Source organism: Collimonas sp. GW821-FHT02H07 (assembly GCF_059421505.1).
Genome location: NZ_JBWKVC010000031.1, coordinates 1 through 15,926, shown reverse-complemented (window position 1 = coordinate 15,926; position 15,926 = coordinate 1). Strand labels below are relative to the sequence as shown.

General features: G+C 55.7%; 19 protein-coding genes and 1 pseudogene. 1 reads left to right on the top strand and 19 read right to left on the bottom strand.

Going from position 1 to position 15,926, the window contains the following annotated elements:
- The 4 genes from AC07V8_RS25260 to AC07V8_RS25245 form a co-directional block, all read right to left on the bottom strand.
- The coding region (locus AC07V8_RS25260) for an ESPR-type extended signal peptide-containing protein (protein ID WP_494681098.1) at nt 1-1,128 on the bottom strand (1,128 nt) is incomplete at its 3' end.
- A 111-nt stretch (nt 1,129-1,239) separates the two neighbouring features.
- Nucleotides 1,240-1,752, bottom strand: a complete 513-nt coding sequence (locus AC07V8_RS25255; RefSeq protein ID WP_494681097.1) for a DUF4019 domain-containing protein — start codon at nt 1,750-1,752, stop codon at nt 1,240-1,242.
- A gap of 606 nt (nt 1,753-2,358) precedes the next feature.
- Nucleotides 2,359-2,763 (bottom strand): transposase, encoded by a 405-nt coding sequence (locus AC07V8_RS25250; protein ID WP_494681096.1) that lies wholly within the window; start codon nt 2,761-2,763, stop codon nt 2,359-2,361.
- Between the two features lie 125 nt (nt 2,764-2,888).
- Nucleotides 2,889-3,764, bottom strand: a complete 876-nt coding sequence (locus AC07V8_RS25245; protein ID WP_494681095.1) for an OmpA family protein — start codon at nt 3,762-3,764, stop codon at nt 2,889-2,891.
- A gap of 457 nt (nt 3,765-4,221) precedes the next feature.
- On the opposite strand from AC07V8_RS25245, the gene AC07V8_RS25240 reads away from it, so the two are divergent.
- The gene (locus AC07V8_RS25240; RefSeq protein ID WP_494681094.1) at nt 4,222-4,965 is read left to right on the top strand and encodes a response regulator transcription factor; all 744 of its coding nucleotides are present in this window, start codon (nt 4,222-4,224) and stop codon (nt 4,963-4,965) included.
- Between the two features lie 301 nt (nt 4,966-5,266).
- On the opposite strand, the gene AC07V8_RS25235 is transcribed toward AC07V8_RS25240, so the two are convergent.
- The 15 genes and pseudogenes from AC07V8_RS25235 to AC07V8_RS25165 all read right to left on the bottom strand — a co-directional run.
- Nucleotides 5,267-5,788: a hypothetical protein gene (locus tag AC07V8_RS25235; protein WP_494681093.1), complete on the bottom strand. Its 522-nt coding sequence runs from the start codon at nt 5,786-5,788 to the stop codon at nt 5,267-5,269.
- Nucleotides 5,785-6,441, bottom strand: coding sequence for a glycoside hydrolase family 19 protein (locus AC07V8_RS25230; RefSeq protein ID WP_494681092.1), 657 nt, complete (start codon nt 6,439-6,441; stop codon nt 5,785-5,787). Before AC07V8_RS25230 ends, AC07V8_RS25235 begins: the two co-directional genes overlap by 4 nt.
- Entirely contained in the window at nt 6,438-6,704 is a 267-nt protein-coding gene (locus AC07V8_RS25225) for a hypothetical protein (protein WP_494681091.1), read from the bottom strand. The genes AC07V8_RS25230 and AC07V8_RS25225 overlap by 4 nt, the downstream gene beginning before the upstream one ends.
- Nucleotides 6,688-7,047 (bottom strand): holin, encoded by a 360-nt coding sequence (locus AC07V8_RS25220; RefSeq protein WP_494679099.1) that lies wholly within the window; start codon nt 7,045-7,047, stop codon nt 6,688-6,690. Before AC07V8_RS25220 ends, AC07V8_RS25225 begins: the two co-directional genes overlap by 17 nt.
- Before the next feature lie 47 nt (nt 7,048-7,094).
- The gene (locus AC07V8_RS25215) at nt 7,095-7,253 is read right to left on the bottom strand and encodes a hypothetical protein (RefSeq protein WP_494681090.1); all 159 of its coding nucleotides are present in this window, start codon (nt 7,251-7,253) and stop codon (nt 7,095-7,097) included.
- 43 nt (nt 7,254-7,296) lie between these two features.
- Nucleotides 7,297-8,088, bottom strand: coding sequence for a hypothetical protein (locus AC07V8_RS25210; protein ID WP_494681089.1), 792 nt, complete (start codon nt 8,086-8,088; stop codon nt 7,297-7,299).
- 19 nt (nt 8,089-8,107) lie between these two features.
- Nucleotides 8,108-8,926: a hypothetical protein gene (locus AC07V8_RS25205; protein WP_494681088.1), complete on the bottom strand. Its 819-nt coding sequence runs from the start codon at nt 8,924-8,926 to the stop codon at nt 8,108-8,110.
- Nucleotides 8,927-9,008: 82 nt separating this feature from the next.
- Nucleotides 9,009-9,710: a hypothetical protein gene (locus AC07V8_RS25200; RefSeq protein ID WP_494721507.1), complete on the bottom strand. Its 702-nt coding sequence runs from the start codon at nt 9,708-9,710 to the stop codon at nt 9,009-9,011.
- A gap of 27 nt (nt 9,711-9,737) precedes the next feature.
- A complete protein-coding gene (locus tag AC07V8_RS25195) occupies nt 9,738-11,357 on the bottom strand; it encodes a hypothetical protein (RefSeq protein ID WP_494681086.1) in 1,620 nt (539 codons plus the stop codon).
- A 9-nt stretch (nt 11,358-11,366) separates the two neighbouring features.
- On the bottom strand, nt 11,367-11,795 hold the full coding sequence (locus AC07V8_RS25190; RefSeq protein ID WP_494681085.1) for a hypothetical protein: 429 nt from the start codon (nt 11,793-11,795) through the stop codon (nt 11,367-11,369).
- Nucleotides 11,796-11,822: 27 nt separating this feature from the next.
- Nucleotides 11,823-13,496, bottom strand: coding sequence for a hypothetical protein (locus AC07V8_RS25185; protein WP_494681084.1), 1,674 nt, complete (start codon nt 13,494-13,496; stop codon nt 11,823-11,825).
- A 129-nt stretch (nt 13,497-13,625) separates the two neighbouring features.
- On the bottom strand, nt 13,626-14,102 hold the full coding sequence (locus AC07V8_RS25180) for a defense against restriction DarA-related protein (RefSeq protein ID WP_494681083.1): 477 nt from the start codon (nt 14,100-14,102) through the stop codon (nt 13,626-13,628).
- A 21-nt stretch (nt 14,103-14,123) separates the two neighbouring features.
- The gene (locus AC07V8_RS25175; RefSeq protein WP_494681082.1) at nt 14,124-14,717 is read right to left on the bottom strand and encodes a phage baseplate assembly protein V; all 594 of its coding nucleotides are present in this window, start codon (nt 14,715-14,717) and stop codon (nt 14,124-14,126) included.
- A gap of 3 nt (nt 14,718-14,720) precedes the next feature.
- Nucleotides 14,721-15,614, bottom strand: a complete 894-nt coding sequence (locus AC07V8_RS25170; protein WP_494681081.1) for a hypothetical protein — start codon at nt 15,612-15,614, stop codon at nt 14,721-14,723.
- Nucleotides 15,615-15,617: 3 nt separating this feature from the next.
- Nucleotides 15,618-15,926 (bottom strand): annotated as a pseudogene (locus AC07V8_RS25165) (hypothetical protein); the annotation flags it as partial.

Sequence of the window (15,926 nt, the reverse complement as noted above, 5' to 3'; positions counted from 1 at the left end):
CGCCGAAACAAGGGAATTTGCGCCGATCGCGATGGCGGTGGCGGTGCCGTTGGCGACGACTTTAGATTGCAATCCAAGCGCAATAGCTGCGTTTCCCCCCGCATTGGCCAATAAGCCGAGAGCCATCGAATTGACGCCCGATGCATTGGCGCCATCTCCCTGTGCAATGCCAAAGGCACCGTTGACTGTGGCGCCGCGCCCTATCGCAATACCTGAAGTATTCGCCGCGCCGACAGCTGACTGGCCGCCGATGGCGATTGCATCCTGTGCCGCGGCTGCTGCGCCTGCGGTCGCATTCGAGCCGATTGCCGTGGCGCCGATACCGGAAGCTGTAGTGGCCGTGGTGCCAGTACCGCCCAATGCGGTCGCGTAATTCGCCGTAGCGCTGCTGCGATTGCCTAAAGCAATTGAATTGATGCCGGTCGAGTTGGATGCAGATCCAATCGCGATGTTGTTGGTGCCCGTGGAGGTGTTAGCTTGATTTCCAATCGCGATAGCACTGTTCCCGCCGGCGTTAGCTGTAGTTCCAATCGCGATAGCACTGGGCCCGCCGGCGTTGGCTATATTTCCAATCGCGACAGCGCTGCCCCCCCCCGCATTGCTCGAGCTACCAAACGCGGCAGCATTCGTGCCGCTAGCAGTTGCGCCGGGCCCGACCGCGGTGGCTGATGCAGCCGACGCTACCGAACCGGAGCCGACAGCGACCGTACTTGTCCCCGTAGCATTGGCCGACACGCCCAGCGCAGTCGCAGCTTGCCCATTCGCCACAGTACCATTACCGATCGCTAACGAATCTACATTATTACAAGTGGCAGTGGCACTAAAGCTGCCGCTACCTCCGATGGCGATACAATCTAGATTGCTGGCTGTGGCAGAGCCGATAGTAAAACCTTGATTGTTGCCACCGAGAGTCGGTGCCGCTAGAGCGACTTCTGGCATGCTGATTAGCATCGTTGCACCAGCAAGCAATGTAGTTAGTGCTGCGGCTTTCACAGAGCGGCTAGACTTCCCCTTGCCTCGCGTGAGAATGGATGAGCGATTCGATTTGCTCTTGTTATTGGTTATTTCTGACACAACAACCGAGGTGCCAAGTGCTTGACTATAGACAGTGCGATAAACTTTATTCATGATTGGCTCCCCGCCAAAAATTGCTTAAAACACAACTTCCTAACGTTAATCGTGTTACTCGCGGTAGCGCAAAAACCGAAGAAAGCTGAAGAAAGAACCGGAGCGGATAATTTATTTTTTTTCTGCCGCCGCAATCAAGCCAGACTGATATCCGACAGGGGTCCAGTGTTCGCTCGACCAGACAAGCGAAACCCTTTCCCAAGCCTGCGCATTGGAATAGCTGGATAGAAAAGTAACGCTGGTGAATTCGCCCCGAGGCAAATTAGGGTTGTCGATCTGATGCCACATCGATTGCCAGATGCGCCGTTCGGGTGGCCGCCCTAACTGGTTGCGCATATTCCCGACATATTTGACCCAAGCCGTCTGTTCCAACTGTCTTTTCATCAATGGATCACTTTGTTCCCACATTTTCTCAACCTGCCCAGCGTCGGCTAATTTCAACCACTGCATAGCAGTGTCAATGGCGGAGTCAGCTGATGGCGGCTGCGCCGCAGCGTACGTTGCGATCGCCATGCTTAGAAACACCAAGGCCAGTTTGGCAAAAATAGATACTTTGCCGAAACAGCACGCCATCTGGCGTAGCAAGCCTGATTTGAGGCTTGTTATTTGAAGTGCTCTTGCCATTGTCTTCTCCGTATTCCTACGCTTCAATGAACTCAAGAAACGTTTTTTTATATTTTTATCTCGGTCACCTTGATATATGCGCCTTCAATCGCTCTCAAACTGAGTAAAAAGTAGTACGCGTACTTTTAAAGTAACTGCTGTTGAATAAAAATTCAACAATCAAATTCTGTTTTTAACAATAGTTCACAGACAAATTTCCGTACAGAAATTTTCCAATGAGTGATGCAATATGAATGCATTAAAACTTCCCAACTCAGCGCACAACGGCTGCAATATGTGCGCACCAGTTTTATTGCTAAAAATTTTGAGCACCTCAAATAATTCTGATAATCGGACCATATGGATACTTGCTACGACCGGACTTCCCTCTTGCTCATGGCATTGCAAACGAATACAGAAGCATGTTTTTCAGGACGCAAGAATCCCCATTCGCAACATGTCTGCTCCAGACAGATGACGTCATTAATCTGAAATCGAGTTTCCCGCTTGTTTGCTTAACCGCTCTCGGTCAGGGTGGAATTTCGCTTCGCTTTCGTATCATCCTGCCTTAAGGTAACATTTACCGACAATCGAAATCAATAAACAACCTCCCCTGATCCAGCTCAGCTAAATGTCTTTGGCTATGCCGACTCCCCCCATGTAAAGCTTCCTGTAGCTTTTCCTGACCCGTCGCTGCTCCCTACGCTGCATGTATAAATCGGCGTAATCGGCAATCTCCGTCAGCATCCGCAACAGATCAGGATCTTTGATCCCATTCTGGACCAAAAAGCGCCAAAAATTACTCTCAGTCCAGCGCCGGAAGCGCATGTAAGTTGCGTTCCATTTACCAAACTGGGAAGGTATTCGATGCCATAAACCATTATTCGACACAATCCAGAAGACCGCTTCCATGAACAGACGATTATTCCTGCCGTGCATGCCGGGGTCGCTAGCCTTCCCGATCATCAACGGCTCAAGCTGCAGCCATTGATCGTCGCGCAGTTTCATCTCGTATTTATGTATCTCATCCATGAGAATCTCTACTGAAAATTTATTCCTGCAATAAAATACCGACGGCCTGGCGGCACATGCCTTGCGCTATCTCGCTTTCCAGCAAAACCGCCAGCCGATACAAATACTTCAAATACGCTTGCACTTCATTCTTCCCCAACCACTTCAATTTCAATGCGGCGGTTGGAACGCAGGCAATCCTGCAATGCCGCTGTCTTCACCGTGCCAGGACACCGCGCCAGCGGCTGCCGGTCGCCCATGCCGGCAACGCGGATGATCTTGGCGTCGATGCCTTGCTGCGCCAGCAATTTGCTTACCGCATCGGCCCGAGCCAGCGACAGCTCGACCTTGTCAGCCTCAGCGCCGAGACGGTCGGTATGCCCCGTCACAACCACGTAATAGATGCGCCTGAAATTACGCTTGATGTCGTTTGCCAGGCGTTCAATTCTCAAGCGGCCTTCCGGCGGCATGTCTTTTAATTCCCTGCCCGCCGCGCCGAACAACCCATCCGCGCTCAAGGTCAGCTTTTGCGGCGTCGTCGCGGCCTTCGCCTGGACCGCTTCAACCGGCGGCGGATCGACCAGCAATGCGCAATCCGGATTGCGCCAATAGAGACCGCTGACGCGCACACTGCTATCGAAGCGCACCATGTACTGGCAAACCACATCCTCCGTTTCCTTGCTGCCACGAAGGTGGAACAGATAATTCCATTCGCGGACACCAAATACTCCTTCGCTAAAATGCGGCGTACCCAACAGCTGACGTACTTCGTCCTTGTCCATGCCAGTGCGCATCAGACGCAACGCTTCGGTGGTGGGTACCGTACCTTGCCGCAATATGGAGGAGCCAGGGTTGGGAAAATCTCCATCCTCCGGTGCAGCGAGATTTGCCGATTCCCGCTGCATTCCCAGCAGGCCTGAGCCGGCACAGCCGCCGAGCAGGAAAATCCCCATCGTTGCCGTGGACAGCAATAGAAACTTCATCGCCGTCCGCAGAACTGCAGTCCGCGCTTGCTCAACCATGATTCCATCTCCTGAAATTGTCCCACTAACCCTGACACTTTCAGTCTGACGAAACTGCTAGTCGCCTTGTCTTGAGTTTGTATGGGACGATAATATTTAGAAAAAAATCTATCGTGATGATTCTGCGAGAATTCATCAGAATTGCATCCCGTCTAATGATAATATCTTGTTGCGCAAAAGAATTAAATAGTGTAACGACCACTTCCCAACCCCTCCTCCCCTTGATCGTAGATCCTGACAAATTCTCGCAAGTTTGGCACGAACGCTGTCGTATTTTGTATGATCTTTTACCTGAAGCAAGAATTGACGGATCGAGGCGGCTATCGCCAGTCCGGCCACTTTCAGTCTGTCCGATAGGCGTGGCCTATGCAAGAATTTGTGAATTTTATGCAGCGTAGCGGACCATGATCGTGGCAATCGTCTTTTTCTCTCCATCCATTTAACTGAATCCGCTCCGATGCGTATCGCCGTACTTGAAGACGAACCTAACCAGATGGAGTATCTGGTCCACACCCTCGAACACCAGCTGGCGCTGGACGACGAGAACGTCTCGTGCGTCACGTTCGAACGCGGCGAAGCATTGCGGCGGGCGCTGCGACGCGAAACCTTCGATCTGCTAGTGCTGGACTGGAACGTACCGGACCTGGACGGCGTCGACTTGCTGCACTGGCTACGCCAGTATCAGCAGAGTGAAACACCGGTGATCATACTCAGTTCGCGCTCGTCGCAGAACGATGTCGCCAATGCGTTGGGCATAGGCGCCGACGACTATATCGTCAAGCCGTTGCAGCCGCTGGAGCTGGCGGCGCGGGTGCGACGGCTGTTGCAGCGCAATCGCCCTGCCGCATCGAAATCACTGGAACGTTACGGCAACTGGGTCTTTGACCGTCCCTCGTCCAGCATCAGCGTGGAGCAGGACGGAGAAAAACAGCACTTCGAACTCACCGAACGCGAGTTCAGGCTGGCGCTCGCCCTGTTCCGCAAACTCGGCCAGGCGGTATCGCGCGCTTATCTGATGGAAAGCATGGGGTACGACGGAGAATTGACAACCCGTGCATTGGATAGCCAGATCTACCGCCTGCGTGCAAAACTCGGTTTATACGCTGCCCGCGGCTTGCGCTTGCAAACCGTCTACGGCCAGGGCTATCGGCTAGAAACAACCGATGACAACATACAAGATGCCGCTCCACCCGCCGTTTGAACTAATCGCTAGCACTGTGCCGTAGCGATGTCCGAGGACGATCTGGAATCTGCTGCTGTTATTGTCGATTGCGCTGGCGGGACCGGCATTAGCACAGCAAGAAGATTCAAGTTTATTCAAACTCCCACATTTCGTTAATTTCCACTTGAGAATTAACTAAAAGCTCAAAAAAGAGCTCGCCACCATTACGAGAGCGAGCCCAATGCATTACGGGGAAAATACATCTGAAGCATTTTCAATATAGAACGTGGCAAATAAAATAGCAAATGAGCGCGCCAATACGTCCGGGTCTTCTACCTCTTTACCGCCCAGCCTTATCTGTCACTGACTGTAAATTAATGTAATTTTCGCGCAGCCCCAATGCTAACTCCCGCCAGGCCCGGCAACTGGTGGCGTTGCCGGCGTCGATGGCAACGACCTGAGCAAGCGAAATGCCGGCGGGTTCTCGGTCAGAATCGGCGGCAGGTCCGGGATCCTCACCTGACCAGGCGGCGTCGTACACGCGCACAAAGCCAGCATTGACAGTAAAGCGAGCACTGTCCGCTTGCGTGAGGTAGGTCGGCACTTGCTTTTCAATGATTTCTCCTTTGGTATAAATGGTCTTGATGCGATCGACATACTTGATCTGCGTCTGCACGACGACAACCTGCTGTGCTTTGGCTATTTTGATTGAGCGCTCGGCCTGCTGATTGACATAGGCAATGTGTTTTTCACCCTCGTCCTGCTTGCCTTTGTTGTAGCAGATCGTCCCAAACACAGCGGCAGCCGAAACGAGGGCCAGCCAGCGTGCCCACCAAGGCAATACCTCTTTCAAAAGGTTCATACGACCCCGAAGGTACTTTTGCACGCCACCCAGCGCACGCGCCGCGCGGCCAGGCTCTCCGCAGTAATGCCGGCGCCATTAATCCGTGTCGACAGCCCATCAAAATCCCCTCTATCGGCATAGGCATTGCCCCCAATCGAGTGCCAGAACCATCCCGCCGAGCGTGCCGCGAGCACCCTGTCCATGGAAAGCCTCTGCGGGGCAGCGACGTAATCAACACCCAGCGCAGCCGAACACGCCGCGTAGTTATCGCGAAACGTAACTTGCTTCAGGCCGCCGCCGCGATAGCGCCAGCCATCACCGGAAGCGATGTCGCCATTACCGTACCGATTGGCGTAGACGATGTTGGCGATCCGGATCTGGCGCTCCAGCGGCACCATCTTCTCTCCTGGCTGGCGGCCGAGGCCAGCGGCGTGCATTGCAATACGCTTGCCAAAGGTGGCAATCAGTCCTTGCACCGAATAATCAAACGATTCGGACAAGCGAGACAGTCCGGCACTTTCGTGGCCGATCTGCGCGATGAAAGCCGCACACCGTGCCGGCGTGCTGATGCCGAACTCGACCAACGCGGCATTGATCGGCGCCGCCCAGTCCATCGCGCGCGCGATAGGAATGCGTAATGCTGTTGAGAGCTGTGTAGCGGACAAACTCATCGCTTCCCCAGGCAGTTGCATTGATGCCAGCGGCGCCAGAACCATACGGCCAGAATCGCGACAGCCACATTCGACACCACTTCAGATTGCTCACTCCAGAAACCAAAGGCATCCGGCCGCATGATGCTCACAAAGGACGTGAGCGCCACCAGGGAGAGTGCGGAAGTACCCAGCACCTGCGTTTCCAGATGTTTGTTCAGAACAGCCCATAGGCAAAACGCTAGCAGTATCAAGTTAGCTACCGTATTAATTAGCTGGATCATTCTTCCCTCCCAGATAGCGGCGCTTCAACGTGCCGATGATGTCCGCTTCGTTAATTTCCTTAAACACTTCGCGCGCCGTGGCCAGCGCAAATAAGCCCACCAGGAATTCGATACCGGAATGGGTCCGCGCGCCAGTGATCGCGAACCAGTCGATCAGCACCGGCGCAATGTAGACGGCGCACGCCAGGCCGGCCGTGAAACTGGACAGCTTCTGCCACCAGTTCAAGCCGTCACCCAGAAATTTCAGGGCAACCGCCGATCCGACTGCACCCGGCAATAGCGGTAATAGGTATTTCGTGATTGCTATCCATACTGCCGCTAGCGTGCTTGTTGGTTCTGCCATGCCTCTTCCCATCAATGATCTGCGCCGGCAGGAACCTCACATTGCCCCTATCGACTAATTACCTTGCCTAGTGACCCTATCGCCTTGATAACGCCATCCAGGCGACCAACCAAGGCAAGCTGCACCTTTTGCTCCAGCTCCCGATTCTTCACCCAGGTATCAAACGCCTTCGACTCCAGGAAATCCCGTGCATCTGAGATCCCCATGCGCATCGCCTCCGGGTACGAGGTGCTTGAATATAAACTCAAGCTAACTGCCATATTGCGCAGGTTTTCCAGTAACTCTCTTCGCGAACTCACTGACGCAGGCTGAAACTGGAAATCGGGCCGGAGGCAACGACTCTGCCTCCGATCCCTCATGGGGCAATGCAACGAATCCCTCGTCTATTTCGACCGTCTCAAAGAAGTGCATCAGCAGCTGGTTACCGCGTTGACGCATCGCGTACAGTCCAAGAAATTCGGACTCTGGATATTCGCTGATGATCTGCATACGATTTTTCAGCCACTCCAGGTAGTTCAAGGAATCCGACGCTGGATCCGGGGCCAGCTCGCCCACCCGTAAAAGCTGCGCAGCCATGGCGCCCAGCATCCAATGCAACTGGCCGGCCACCTTTGGAATATGGCCGTGCAATTGTTCAATGGCGTCCGCCATTGCGCCCGTCACGGGTGATATCTGCCATTCGTCGCCGCCATGGCTACCCAGGGCGATGGGGAAGTCCGGTGTGTCTCGACTGACATTCAAGTAGTCCATGTAATGGCCGTCGCCCAGCATGAAATTGGCGCCGCCGCCCTCCTCGCCCGTTGTGTGGGCCAGGTAGTGGCCGACCACCAGCATGCGCTCCTGCACCGTCCAGTGTTTCGGATCGGTGACATGGCGCTCCGTCGGTGCATCCGCTGACGCGATGACCATCTGCAAGAACGTCGTTGTCGATTCTTCGAAACGCTCGGGCGGCACGGCGGCCAGCGCGCCGGCATTCACAATGGAGAGCTCGCGCAGCTTGACGGCGAGGCGGCGTGTTCTGAGAGGTGAGAAAGCAATCATATGATTCGAGTAACCTAAGTTAATTGGACGAATAGGAACCTGGCGCCATGATCTTCTTCAGATCGTCGCGGTCTAGCGCGGCCAGGGTCGCCAGCGTTAAGGGAATGGTGATTTCCGTGTAATAACCGTCTTGATCGATAGGGGCGTCAATCGGCTCACCGATCGTCTCGATCACCATCGGCGCCAAGGTGCGCTGCTTATACTGGAAACCGATCAGCTGCGGCGCGACGGACGGGAACATGCTGTTGATCGCCCCATCGATGCCATCGCCACCGCCGGCGGCGCGCGCAACCAGGCTATCGCCACTGAGTTTCTGCGGCAGCGCCCAGGCCCATAGCTGCTGAAGTGGCGCTGCAACCTCTCTTTTGGGATCGCTGAACGCGCGGAACACCAGGGAAACATTGATTTTAATGGGTGGCATGCCGGTAAAAATCTGCGTCGAGTTCAACTTGGTGATGCCGGTGCGCCCCTCAAATTTCTTGATATTGCGTTCTATGGCGCCAACATCGGCATTCCCTGACGTCGACTTCGACTTCCAACCGAAGAACGAGTAAAAATCGTTCATGCCGGGTACGAGCGCGCCCGACTGCAGCATGGCAATTAGGGCCGGCGCTTTGCTATCCGGGCTGCTTTGCTCGAATGGCGACTGCCAATTCAAGGTCGCTTCCATATTGCCGCCGGCGGTCACCGGTGCGTGTACCTCTATCTGCTCTTGCCCCGCGCGCAGTCCCTTGTTGTCAACTGGATAAATCTTGGCGATCAGATGCTGGGAGAGCCCTAACCATTGGGAACCGAGGATCTGCTGGTCTGCCGTCGTGCCCTGCCCAGGTGCTGCCATATTTCCGCCTTGCATAAAATTGCGGGCAGCCGATTCACCTGGCCGCCCGCTGTGTTGAAGTGTTAATTCAAGTTGAGAACGATTACTTGCTCAGACCCATCTTCCGATTCAGCCGCATCGACTTCATGCGGCGCATGGTGGCGCTGGCCGTGTGCGCCTTCATCTGCGCCTTGCGAATGCTGACTTTCTGCTTGGCAGTCAGGCGAACACGGCCCGAGATACGCTTATTGATCCGCACCTTCTTGCCCTTGCGGATCACCATGCGCTTCTTGTAGGTGGCGTCCAGCACTGCATCGCTGCCCTCGTCGCCAAACACAAAATTGTCGATATCGGCGCTCGACGCATCGTCGCCATCCGGCAAGCTAGCGGCCAGAAGATCCCGGATCCGGTCTGCGGCTGCTTCATCCCAATCGTTCAGAAGCTTGCTGCAGTCTTCATCCGAGACGCCCTTCTCGGCCAGGTAGTCCCAGGCGAATTCCAATGCTGTCTCCAGCACGTCGGCTTCGTCGTCGCTCAGTTCACCGTCTTTGTTCGCGTCCACCAGGCCGACCATATTTGCTAGTAAACGGTCGGCCAGGGTTTCACCGTCATCCAGATCGTCGGTTTCAATCCATTCCTGGATGGTGGAGGCCGCCCCGAGTGCGATGTGTGTCGCGGCGTAGTCTGCCGCGGCATTACTGTCTTCAGTATCGGAGGCGGAATCCAGCACCACCTCTGGTATCTTTTTTGGCATATCTTTCACGTGCAGCGTATGGCGTATCGCTTTTGCAGCCAGGTGACTCATTCTGTTCCTTTCGTTTATGCGTCCCGATTAGCGGGAAAGTGTTTGGGTAACGAACGTTTGGCGATTGGTGCCGTCGTATTTCAAGGAATAGGACACATCCATGCGATCCGCCGGCCGCAACGCATTCGGCTGCACCACGTACTGAAACGCCTCCCCATCCATCTCAGCGCTAGGTACGATCCATTTCGCCGTCTTGGCGTCCTTGAACAGCTTTTTGAGGAAGGCATCGGTTTTTTTGACGGACACGTCCATGGGGAGCTGTAATGCCTCTTTGGCAAAGCGCGTGACCCAGTCATCGATCGAGCTGGACATATCGGCGACCGAGATCAACTTTTTCATGGAGACCGCCGTTTTAGCGCAGGTCAGCGAATCACTGAACACGTACTTGCCGCCGCCGTTGTATTTGACATAGATCACCGGATTGATCTTGGCATCGGCCAGATCGCTCAAGTCGTCGTCAGGCGAATAGATCTGAACGATGCCTGTTCTATCCAGCGGCCAGTTTTTACCGGCAATCGGATAGTTTTTAGGCGCAAAGCCGTTGGCATCCGTCTGGGCATTACGCAAACACCGGTGCGCCACGTTGTACGCCGAAGTGCCGAGCACCACTTTGCCGTTCAAGCCCAGCGGGTCGTCAGACTTCAAGGGCGCCCAGTACGCCTGGCAGTAGTGAGAATCGAAATTCAATTGCGCCATGAAGGCAATCGCCGCTTCCGGCGACAGCGTGCCAGGGACGTCCCAAGCAAACTGCCGGTTGGTGTCATAGGCCAGCTGGGCCAAGGCAGATAGCAGCGCCGGCGCATGCGAACCGCCACTGACGATATAGGCGTAGTCGTGTTCGGTTTTCTGCAGCAAATCCCGCGCACGCGCAAAGTCGGACACGCCGTAGGCCGTGCTGCCCTCGGTAAAATACGTCATCACGGGGGAGATGGCGAACTTGGGCCGGCCATTGGCATCCCGCCCATAGGCATTCGAGGTTGGCGCAATCTGGGCGCCACTACCGACCAGCACTTCGACGTTTTCTGTCGTGCGCTCCACCACATCCGGCAGATAGGCGCTTTGCTGATAGTCGTCCAGGGCATCCGGATTGAGTGAGCCGACAAATTCGTAGAGCATATTGCGATCTTTGTCGCGCAAGCGCAGTGTCACCAGGCGATTAGCGACGGGTGCGCCATTCTCCGTCACCGGGTCGGCGTGCAGCTCGACCACCACGCCGTCGTTGTAGCATTCAAGATGCTTTATCGACAACAAGAATGGCTTTTCGGTCGGCGCATCCGCAGCGACCGTAAATTGCAGGTCAGTCGTTGGCGCCTCCGGCTGGGTCACGACGATAGTCGACAGGACAGCGGTGCTGGTCGTCAGACGCTGCACCACCGCCGAGGCTGCGCCCTTTTGCAAGGCTTCATAGACGTGAATATGCGCTTCATTGAGCGCCGATGCCCGCAACGACTCGCCGCGGCCGAGCTTCTTTTGGAAATTGCCGCGATTGACCCGGAACGGCTTGTCGATGCGCCCGCGCGTGGCGCGCATGATGATGCCGAACACCTGATCGGAATTATCCGGTGCGTAGCCATCGGTCATATCCCGCAAGGGATTTAATTGCACGCCCGATTGCGAGCCAAGCTGCCGGTTAAAAGCAGTAGACATAGAAATTCCTTATTTTTTGTCGGTATTGGCCGCATCGTCTGCCGCAGTGTCTGCCGGCGATTTCGGTTCAGTCGCGGCTTTTTTCTGGCCTTTGCCGGCGGCGGGAGCCTTGGCGGCCACCTCGTCAGACTGGCCGTCGTCCAACGCATCTAGCGCCATCGCTTCCGCCCATTGGTTCAGTTCAGACAGAGAATCCACGTCCGACGCAAAACGTGTCAACTGGGCGTGATCCTTGAACGTGACATCGATCTGGTTGTCTGGCGCGCTGAAATTCGGCTTCAGCTCGGCCCGTACATCCGGAAACACCAGGTGGCGCGGTGTGTGATTCGTAAGTCGCAAAGCCAGAGGAAATTCGGATTTCCCGAACACCTCTTCGACCAGTGTATTGACGCTCTTCCCCGTCAGGGAAGAAGCACCCAAATGTAATGTGCGTGCCATTTGTGCAGCTCCTTCGATGTAGGGGGATTAGTCGAGATTAATCACTTCGATGACGGCGCATCCCATGGCGGACGGGAGATGCGGATTGACCGCCGTGAAGTTGCGCGCATAGAAGCCCTGCTTGTAGCGCTGGTCTTCATCGGCATTCATGTTGATCAACATGGGCGCCACGGCGTCACCCAACACAAACGGATTACGCGCTACCTGGGTAGAGCGACCGATACAGATAATCCGCGAGGTTTTATGATCGACATCCACGATACGTGGCGAGTAGTACACCTCGTATAGGCCAAACAGGCGACCGACGCGATAGATGCCAGGACGTGCAGTCACGCCCGACGGCGTAAACAACGTGCTCGGCAAGCCCAGGAGCATCGCCGCCATCTTCTTCGATACATACAGATGCGTGATGCCGTGATCCATGGTGTCTTCGGCCATCTGCTGACTAGCGGCACCAAGGATGCAGGAGCCGTCCTGCCAGATCTGCGCGCGGGTCTTTTCCAGACCTTGGGTGTCCCACTTGAAATCCCAGACCATGGCATTGTTGGCGCCAATCCGTGCCGCCTTCTCCAGCACCTGGTAATGGCGCTCATTGGCAAACTGGTTGCGAATAGCCAGCATCGATTCGCCCATGGGATTCAAACCGATTTCGTTGGCCATCTGCGTTTGGCTATCGGTCGACACAAAGGCGTTGGCCTTCCATGGCGAAGCACGCAAAATAAAGCGAGTCGCAATGGTATTGACGATCGGGATAATGCCCTTGTTGTTCTCAAAGTCGATGACTGCTTCGGCGATCACTGGCGTGTTCGCTGGCAAGGCCGGCACAGTCGTGACTTTCACCGCGCCCGTATCCGAATTCATCGAACCGGATACCGTGAAGAGCGTGCCGCCCAGGCGGACATAGCCGCTAATCGGCGAAGCCGACGCCGGCGCGTCCGCGCTGGTCTCTTTCGCCACTGGCAAACCGTTGATGTAGATGATGGTGCGGCCCTTGAGCAGCTTGGCCGACGGTGCATCCTGGTCGCAGGTATCGGCGGTCAATTGAATCGGCGTGACCTTGCCGCCGAAGTCGTCGCCGGTACGCTTCAGCAGGTGGGTACGCTGTGCCGAGGTATAGGCGCGACCGCTCAATACGCCGTCCATCAGATCGCCGGCACCATAGTGACCAAAGGTGCTGCCGGCTTCATGGGAGACGATCACCAGCGGTGCTTCATTGGAACCAATATCGGCCGGCAGGTAGTTCGCCACTGGAATGGCTTCGGCCATGGCGGCCGTAATGGAGATGACGGCGCGATTTTGTTGCAACGACATCGGATCGTGCGCCAGGTTAGACGCCGAGTCGAGTTTGTACTTGGAGCGCGCGCTTTCCGATGTCGCATAGGCTTGGTGAATGGCCCACTCCAGCACGTCAGCGGTCGGCTCCACGCCGTGTTCAGCCTCGTAAAAGGCGGCGCCATCCAGAATGGCGCCCGCAATGCCGGCGCGACCATCGCCCGACTCATCGAAGAGAATCTGCAAATTCTCAGGCACTTCCACGCCGGTAATCGATGCGGACAAGCTCTGCGCGTCGGCAATAAACGCGCCGGCGCTGGCGGAATCAAACACGCCGGTGCTGCTGACCGCCGTTTCCTTCAATTTCGTGTAAAACGTACTGACTTTTTCTGTTTTTGCGTTGTTATATTCCGCATGTTGCTTTGGCATAGATCACCCTTGTCGTAATTAAGATTTGCCCCCATGTCGGCGCAGGTGAAGTACCCACGCGGTATGTGCAATTCCATTATTACGCGGTGATGAAGTGCTATTTTTGGCGGTTTTCCATCTTCGCGGGATTTAGGCCAATGCCGCAATATCTTCCGTGATGGCAGCGATGGCGACATCCAGCGCCGCCGATTTTTCTTGTAGCGCAACTTCCATTCTTGGCGCCGCCGTCCGTATGCTGTCCGGTAACTGGATGCGCACCTTCGCCATGGCGGCCTGAAATTTCGAGCGGCCGGCATCCATCATGCCGACCATCTCGCCAATAGCCGCAGCCTGGTCGTCCTGGTGCTTAAGCGGCACGATCTTCCCATTCAGTTTCACTTGAAAAATATCCCCCGATTGCTTAATGGAAAACGTCACCACCTGGCTATCGGCGAACGTCAGCACCATTTCCCGGTAGGACACGCCGGATGAGCGCTTGATGTTGGGCGACACGTCGCCTTGGACGATATGGGAGCCCGCACGGGCGAAGTAGCGCACCACTGCGCGCGTCGCCGCATCTTTCTTGCTACCCATGTCGTCAAAACTGAAAATGAGGTTCTTTGCCATTTCTTCCCTAAGTGAATTTAATTATGCTTTTGCCCGGCCAGTCGGTGGGCCATCGTGTTCATCGTGATGGTGCGATTCCACCCCAATGCCATTGCTGACAATCTCGCCACCGGTATTCTCGATACCGCCTTGTATCTTGGCCGACGCCCCGCCACTGCCACCGGATCCGGCCAAGCCGCCCTGATACGTGAGCAGTCCAACGGACGTCACCTTCTCTGAAAACGTTGCCTGCGGCGTCTTCACGTCGACCATTTCACTGGCATTGATTTCAAAACGCGCGCAATTCACGCGCAGTATGTTGTCTGCGGTCAGTTCGATGTTGGCGTGATGCCAGCGCCGCCAGTCAATCGCATTACCGGCCCTAGCATTGCGAAAGCCGGTAATGATCGGATAGCGCGGATCGCCGCCCTCGAATGCCAGCCACACAAGATCACCTGGCAGGATCTCGATCTCGGTCGCATGGCTGGCCGCCCTGCTCTTGTCGCCAATCGGATACTCAATTTCCGCCAGCGGCAGCACATCGGCGCCATCCGTCAGGCCGGGGATTTCGACACGACACTCGCGCGAAACCGCCAGATAGGAGCGGACGATGCCGGGGATACGGGAAGGCAGCATGCGTTATTCCTCCAGCGTGCCAAGCCAGAACTTGGAATACAGGCGACGATCGCCGCCGTCCGATCCGCTCTCGAAGGCATGTGCGGCAGTGATGATGGCGTAGTTGATGCGCTCTATCTGAATGACCTTGCCGGCATTGGCGGTCGGGAGATAGTCGGATTTCAAGATCTTTTTCTGAATCAAGGCGCGCGTCATGTTCCACAGCATGCGGGCATCGGTTCTTGGTTGATAACCGATAGCACGCACCTTGGAGCGATTGCCATAGACAAATGCACCGGCGGCGTCCGTCGAAAAGAAAGACGGCACCTCGTGGCGCTCCATGAAGCCGCTATCGATATTCTCAGTCGTATCTTGTTCCAGGCGCAAAATCGGCTCTTGCTTAAAAATGTCCTGCAGGCGAATGAACGTGACTTCACGGCCATCGGTATAAATTGCACCGCCCTCTTCCTGCAGTACCTTGGCGACTTCGTAACTCGGCACGCCGCCCGCATAACAGGCAAAGCGGGCAATCGGGTAATCCGCATTGATCTTGACGCGCGCCCCGCACGCGCCGTAAATACTACCTAGCGTGGCGCCCTCCTTGATTACCGCTGTCTTGCGACGGAATGCAATCTGATGACAAGGCTCAAACAGCGCCACGATGTGCAAAGCGGCCATCTGGTCGTTACCCTGGACGTTGGCCGACACCTTGCTGCGCTTGACCTGGACGATACGAAATACGTACCCCTCACTGGCTATGCTGATGCTGTTGCCCTGCTTGAGCCCCGCGACCGTTGCATCGGTCGCTCTGACGACCGCTTCCAGCGTCATCGGCACCGGCGCCAGATCGGAATGCAGACAGGCGCTGAGCAGCAGATCGCCGCGCAGCACCGTGCCGGAGGACAGTATCAGTTGCATTCGCTATACCGTCACGATAGGCATGCAGAACATCAAGCGCTGGACGTCCACCTCTTTTTGAACGATATCCTGGGCGATCTCGGACGCCGAGCGGCCATAGACGTCCACGCCGAGCGAGCGCGACGCCTCCAGGTAGACAGCGTTTTCTCGCTCGACGTAGAGAATAAACAACGGACGGACAATCGCCCATTCGCTCTGCGTCAGCGGCGTGTCGAGCTCGACAAAATCGCTCGTGGGATACAGGTTGTCCGGAACAGGAAAACGTGGGTACGACGATGAAGACTCCCAGGGATCACGTGCTTCCGACGACAT

Excerpts from the sequence above, each read along its gene's own strand:
- AC07V8_RS25235 (WP_494681093.1), bottom strand. The coding sequence starts at position 5,788 with ATGAACCTTTTGAAAGAGGTATTGCCTTGGTGGGCACGCTGGCTGGCC.
- AC07V8_RS25215 (WP_494681090.1), bottom strand. The coding sequence starts at position 7,253 with ATGGGGATCTCAGATGCACGGGATTTCCTGGAGTCGAAGGCGTTTGAT.
- AC07V8_RS25210 (WP_494681089.1), bottom strand. The coding sequence starts at position 8,088 with ATGATTGCTTTCTCACCTCTCAGAACACGCCGCCTCGCCGTCAAGCTG.
- AC07V8_RS25245 (WP_494681095.1), bottom strand. The coding sequence starts at position 3,764 with ATGGTTGAGCAAGCGCGGACTGCAGTTCTGCGGACGGCGATGAAGTTT.
- AC07V8_RS25205 (WP_494681088.1), bottom strand. The coding sequence starts at position 8,926 with ATGGCAGCACCTGGGCAGGGCACGACGGCAGACCAGCAGATCCTCGGT.
- AC07V8_RS25225 (WP_494681091.1), bottom strand. The coding sequence starts at position 6,704 with ATGATCCAGCTAATTAATACGGTAGCTAACTTGATACTGCTAGCGTTT.
- AC07V8_RS25220 (WP_494679099.1), bottom strand. The coding sequence starts at position 7,047 with ATGGCAGAACCAACAAGCACGCTAGCGGCAGTATGGATAGCAATCACG.
- AC07V8_RS25255 (WP_494681097.1), bottom strand. The coding sequence starts at position 1,752 with ATGGCAAGAGCACTTCAAATAACAAGCCTCAAATCAGGCTTGCTACGC.
- AC07V8_RS25170 (WP_494681081.1), bottom strand. The coding sequence starts at position 15,614 with ATGCAACTGATACTGTCCTCCGGCACGGTGCTGCGCGGCGATCTGCTG.
- AC07V8_RS25180 (WP_494681083.1), bottom strand. The coding sequence starts at position 14,102 with ATGGCAAAGAACCTCATTTTCAGTTTTGACGACATGGGTAGCAAGAAA.
- AC07V8_RS25175 (WP_494681082.1), bottom strand. The coding sequence starts at position 14,717 with ATGCTGCCTTCCCGTATCCCCGGCATCGTCCGCTCCTATCTGGCGGTT.
- AC07V8_RS25185 (WP_494681084.1), bottom strand. The coding sequence starts at position 13,496 with ATGCCAAAGCAACATGCGGAATATAACAACGCAAAAACAGAAAAAGTC.
- AC07V8_RS25240 (WP_494681094.1), top strand. The coding sequence starts at position 4,222 with ATGCGTATCGCCGTACTTGAAGACGAACCTAACCAGATGGAGTATCTG.
- AC07V8_RS25190 (WP_494681085.1), bottom strand. The coding sequence starts at position 11,795 with ATGGCACGCACATTACATTTGGGTGCTTCTTCCCTGACGGGGAAGAGC.
- AC07V8_RS25250 (WP_494681096.1), bottom strand. The coding sequence starts at position 2,763 with ATGGATGAGATACATAAATACGAGATGAAACTGCGCGACGATCAATGG.
- AC07V8_RS25200 (WP_494721507.1), bottom strand. The coding sequence starts at position 9,710 with ATGAGTCACCTGGCTGCAAAAGCGATACGCCATACGCTGCACGTGAAA.
- AC07V8_RS25230 (WP_494681092.1), bottom strand. The coding sequence starts at position 6,441 with ATGAGTTTGTCCGCTACACAGCTCTCAACAGCATTACGCATTCCTATC.
- AC07V8_RS25195 (WP_494681086.1), bottom strand. The coding sequence starts at position 11,357 with ATGTCTACTGCTTTTAACCGGCAGCTTGGCTCGCAATCGGGCGTGCAA.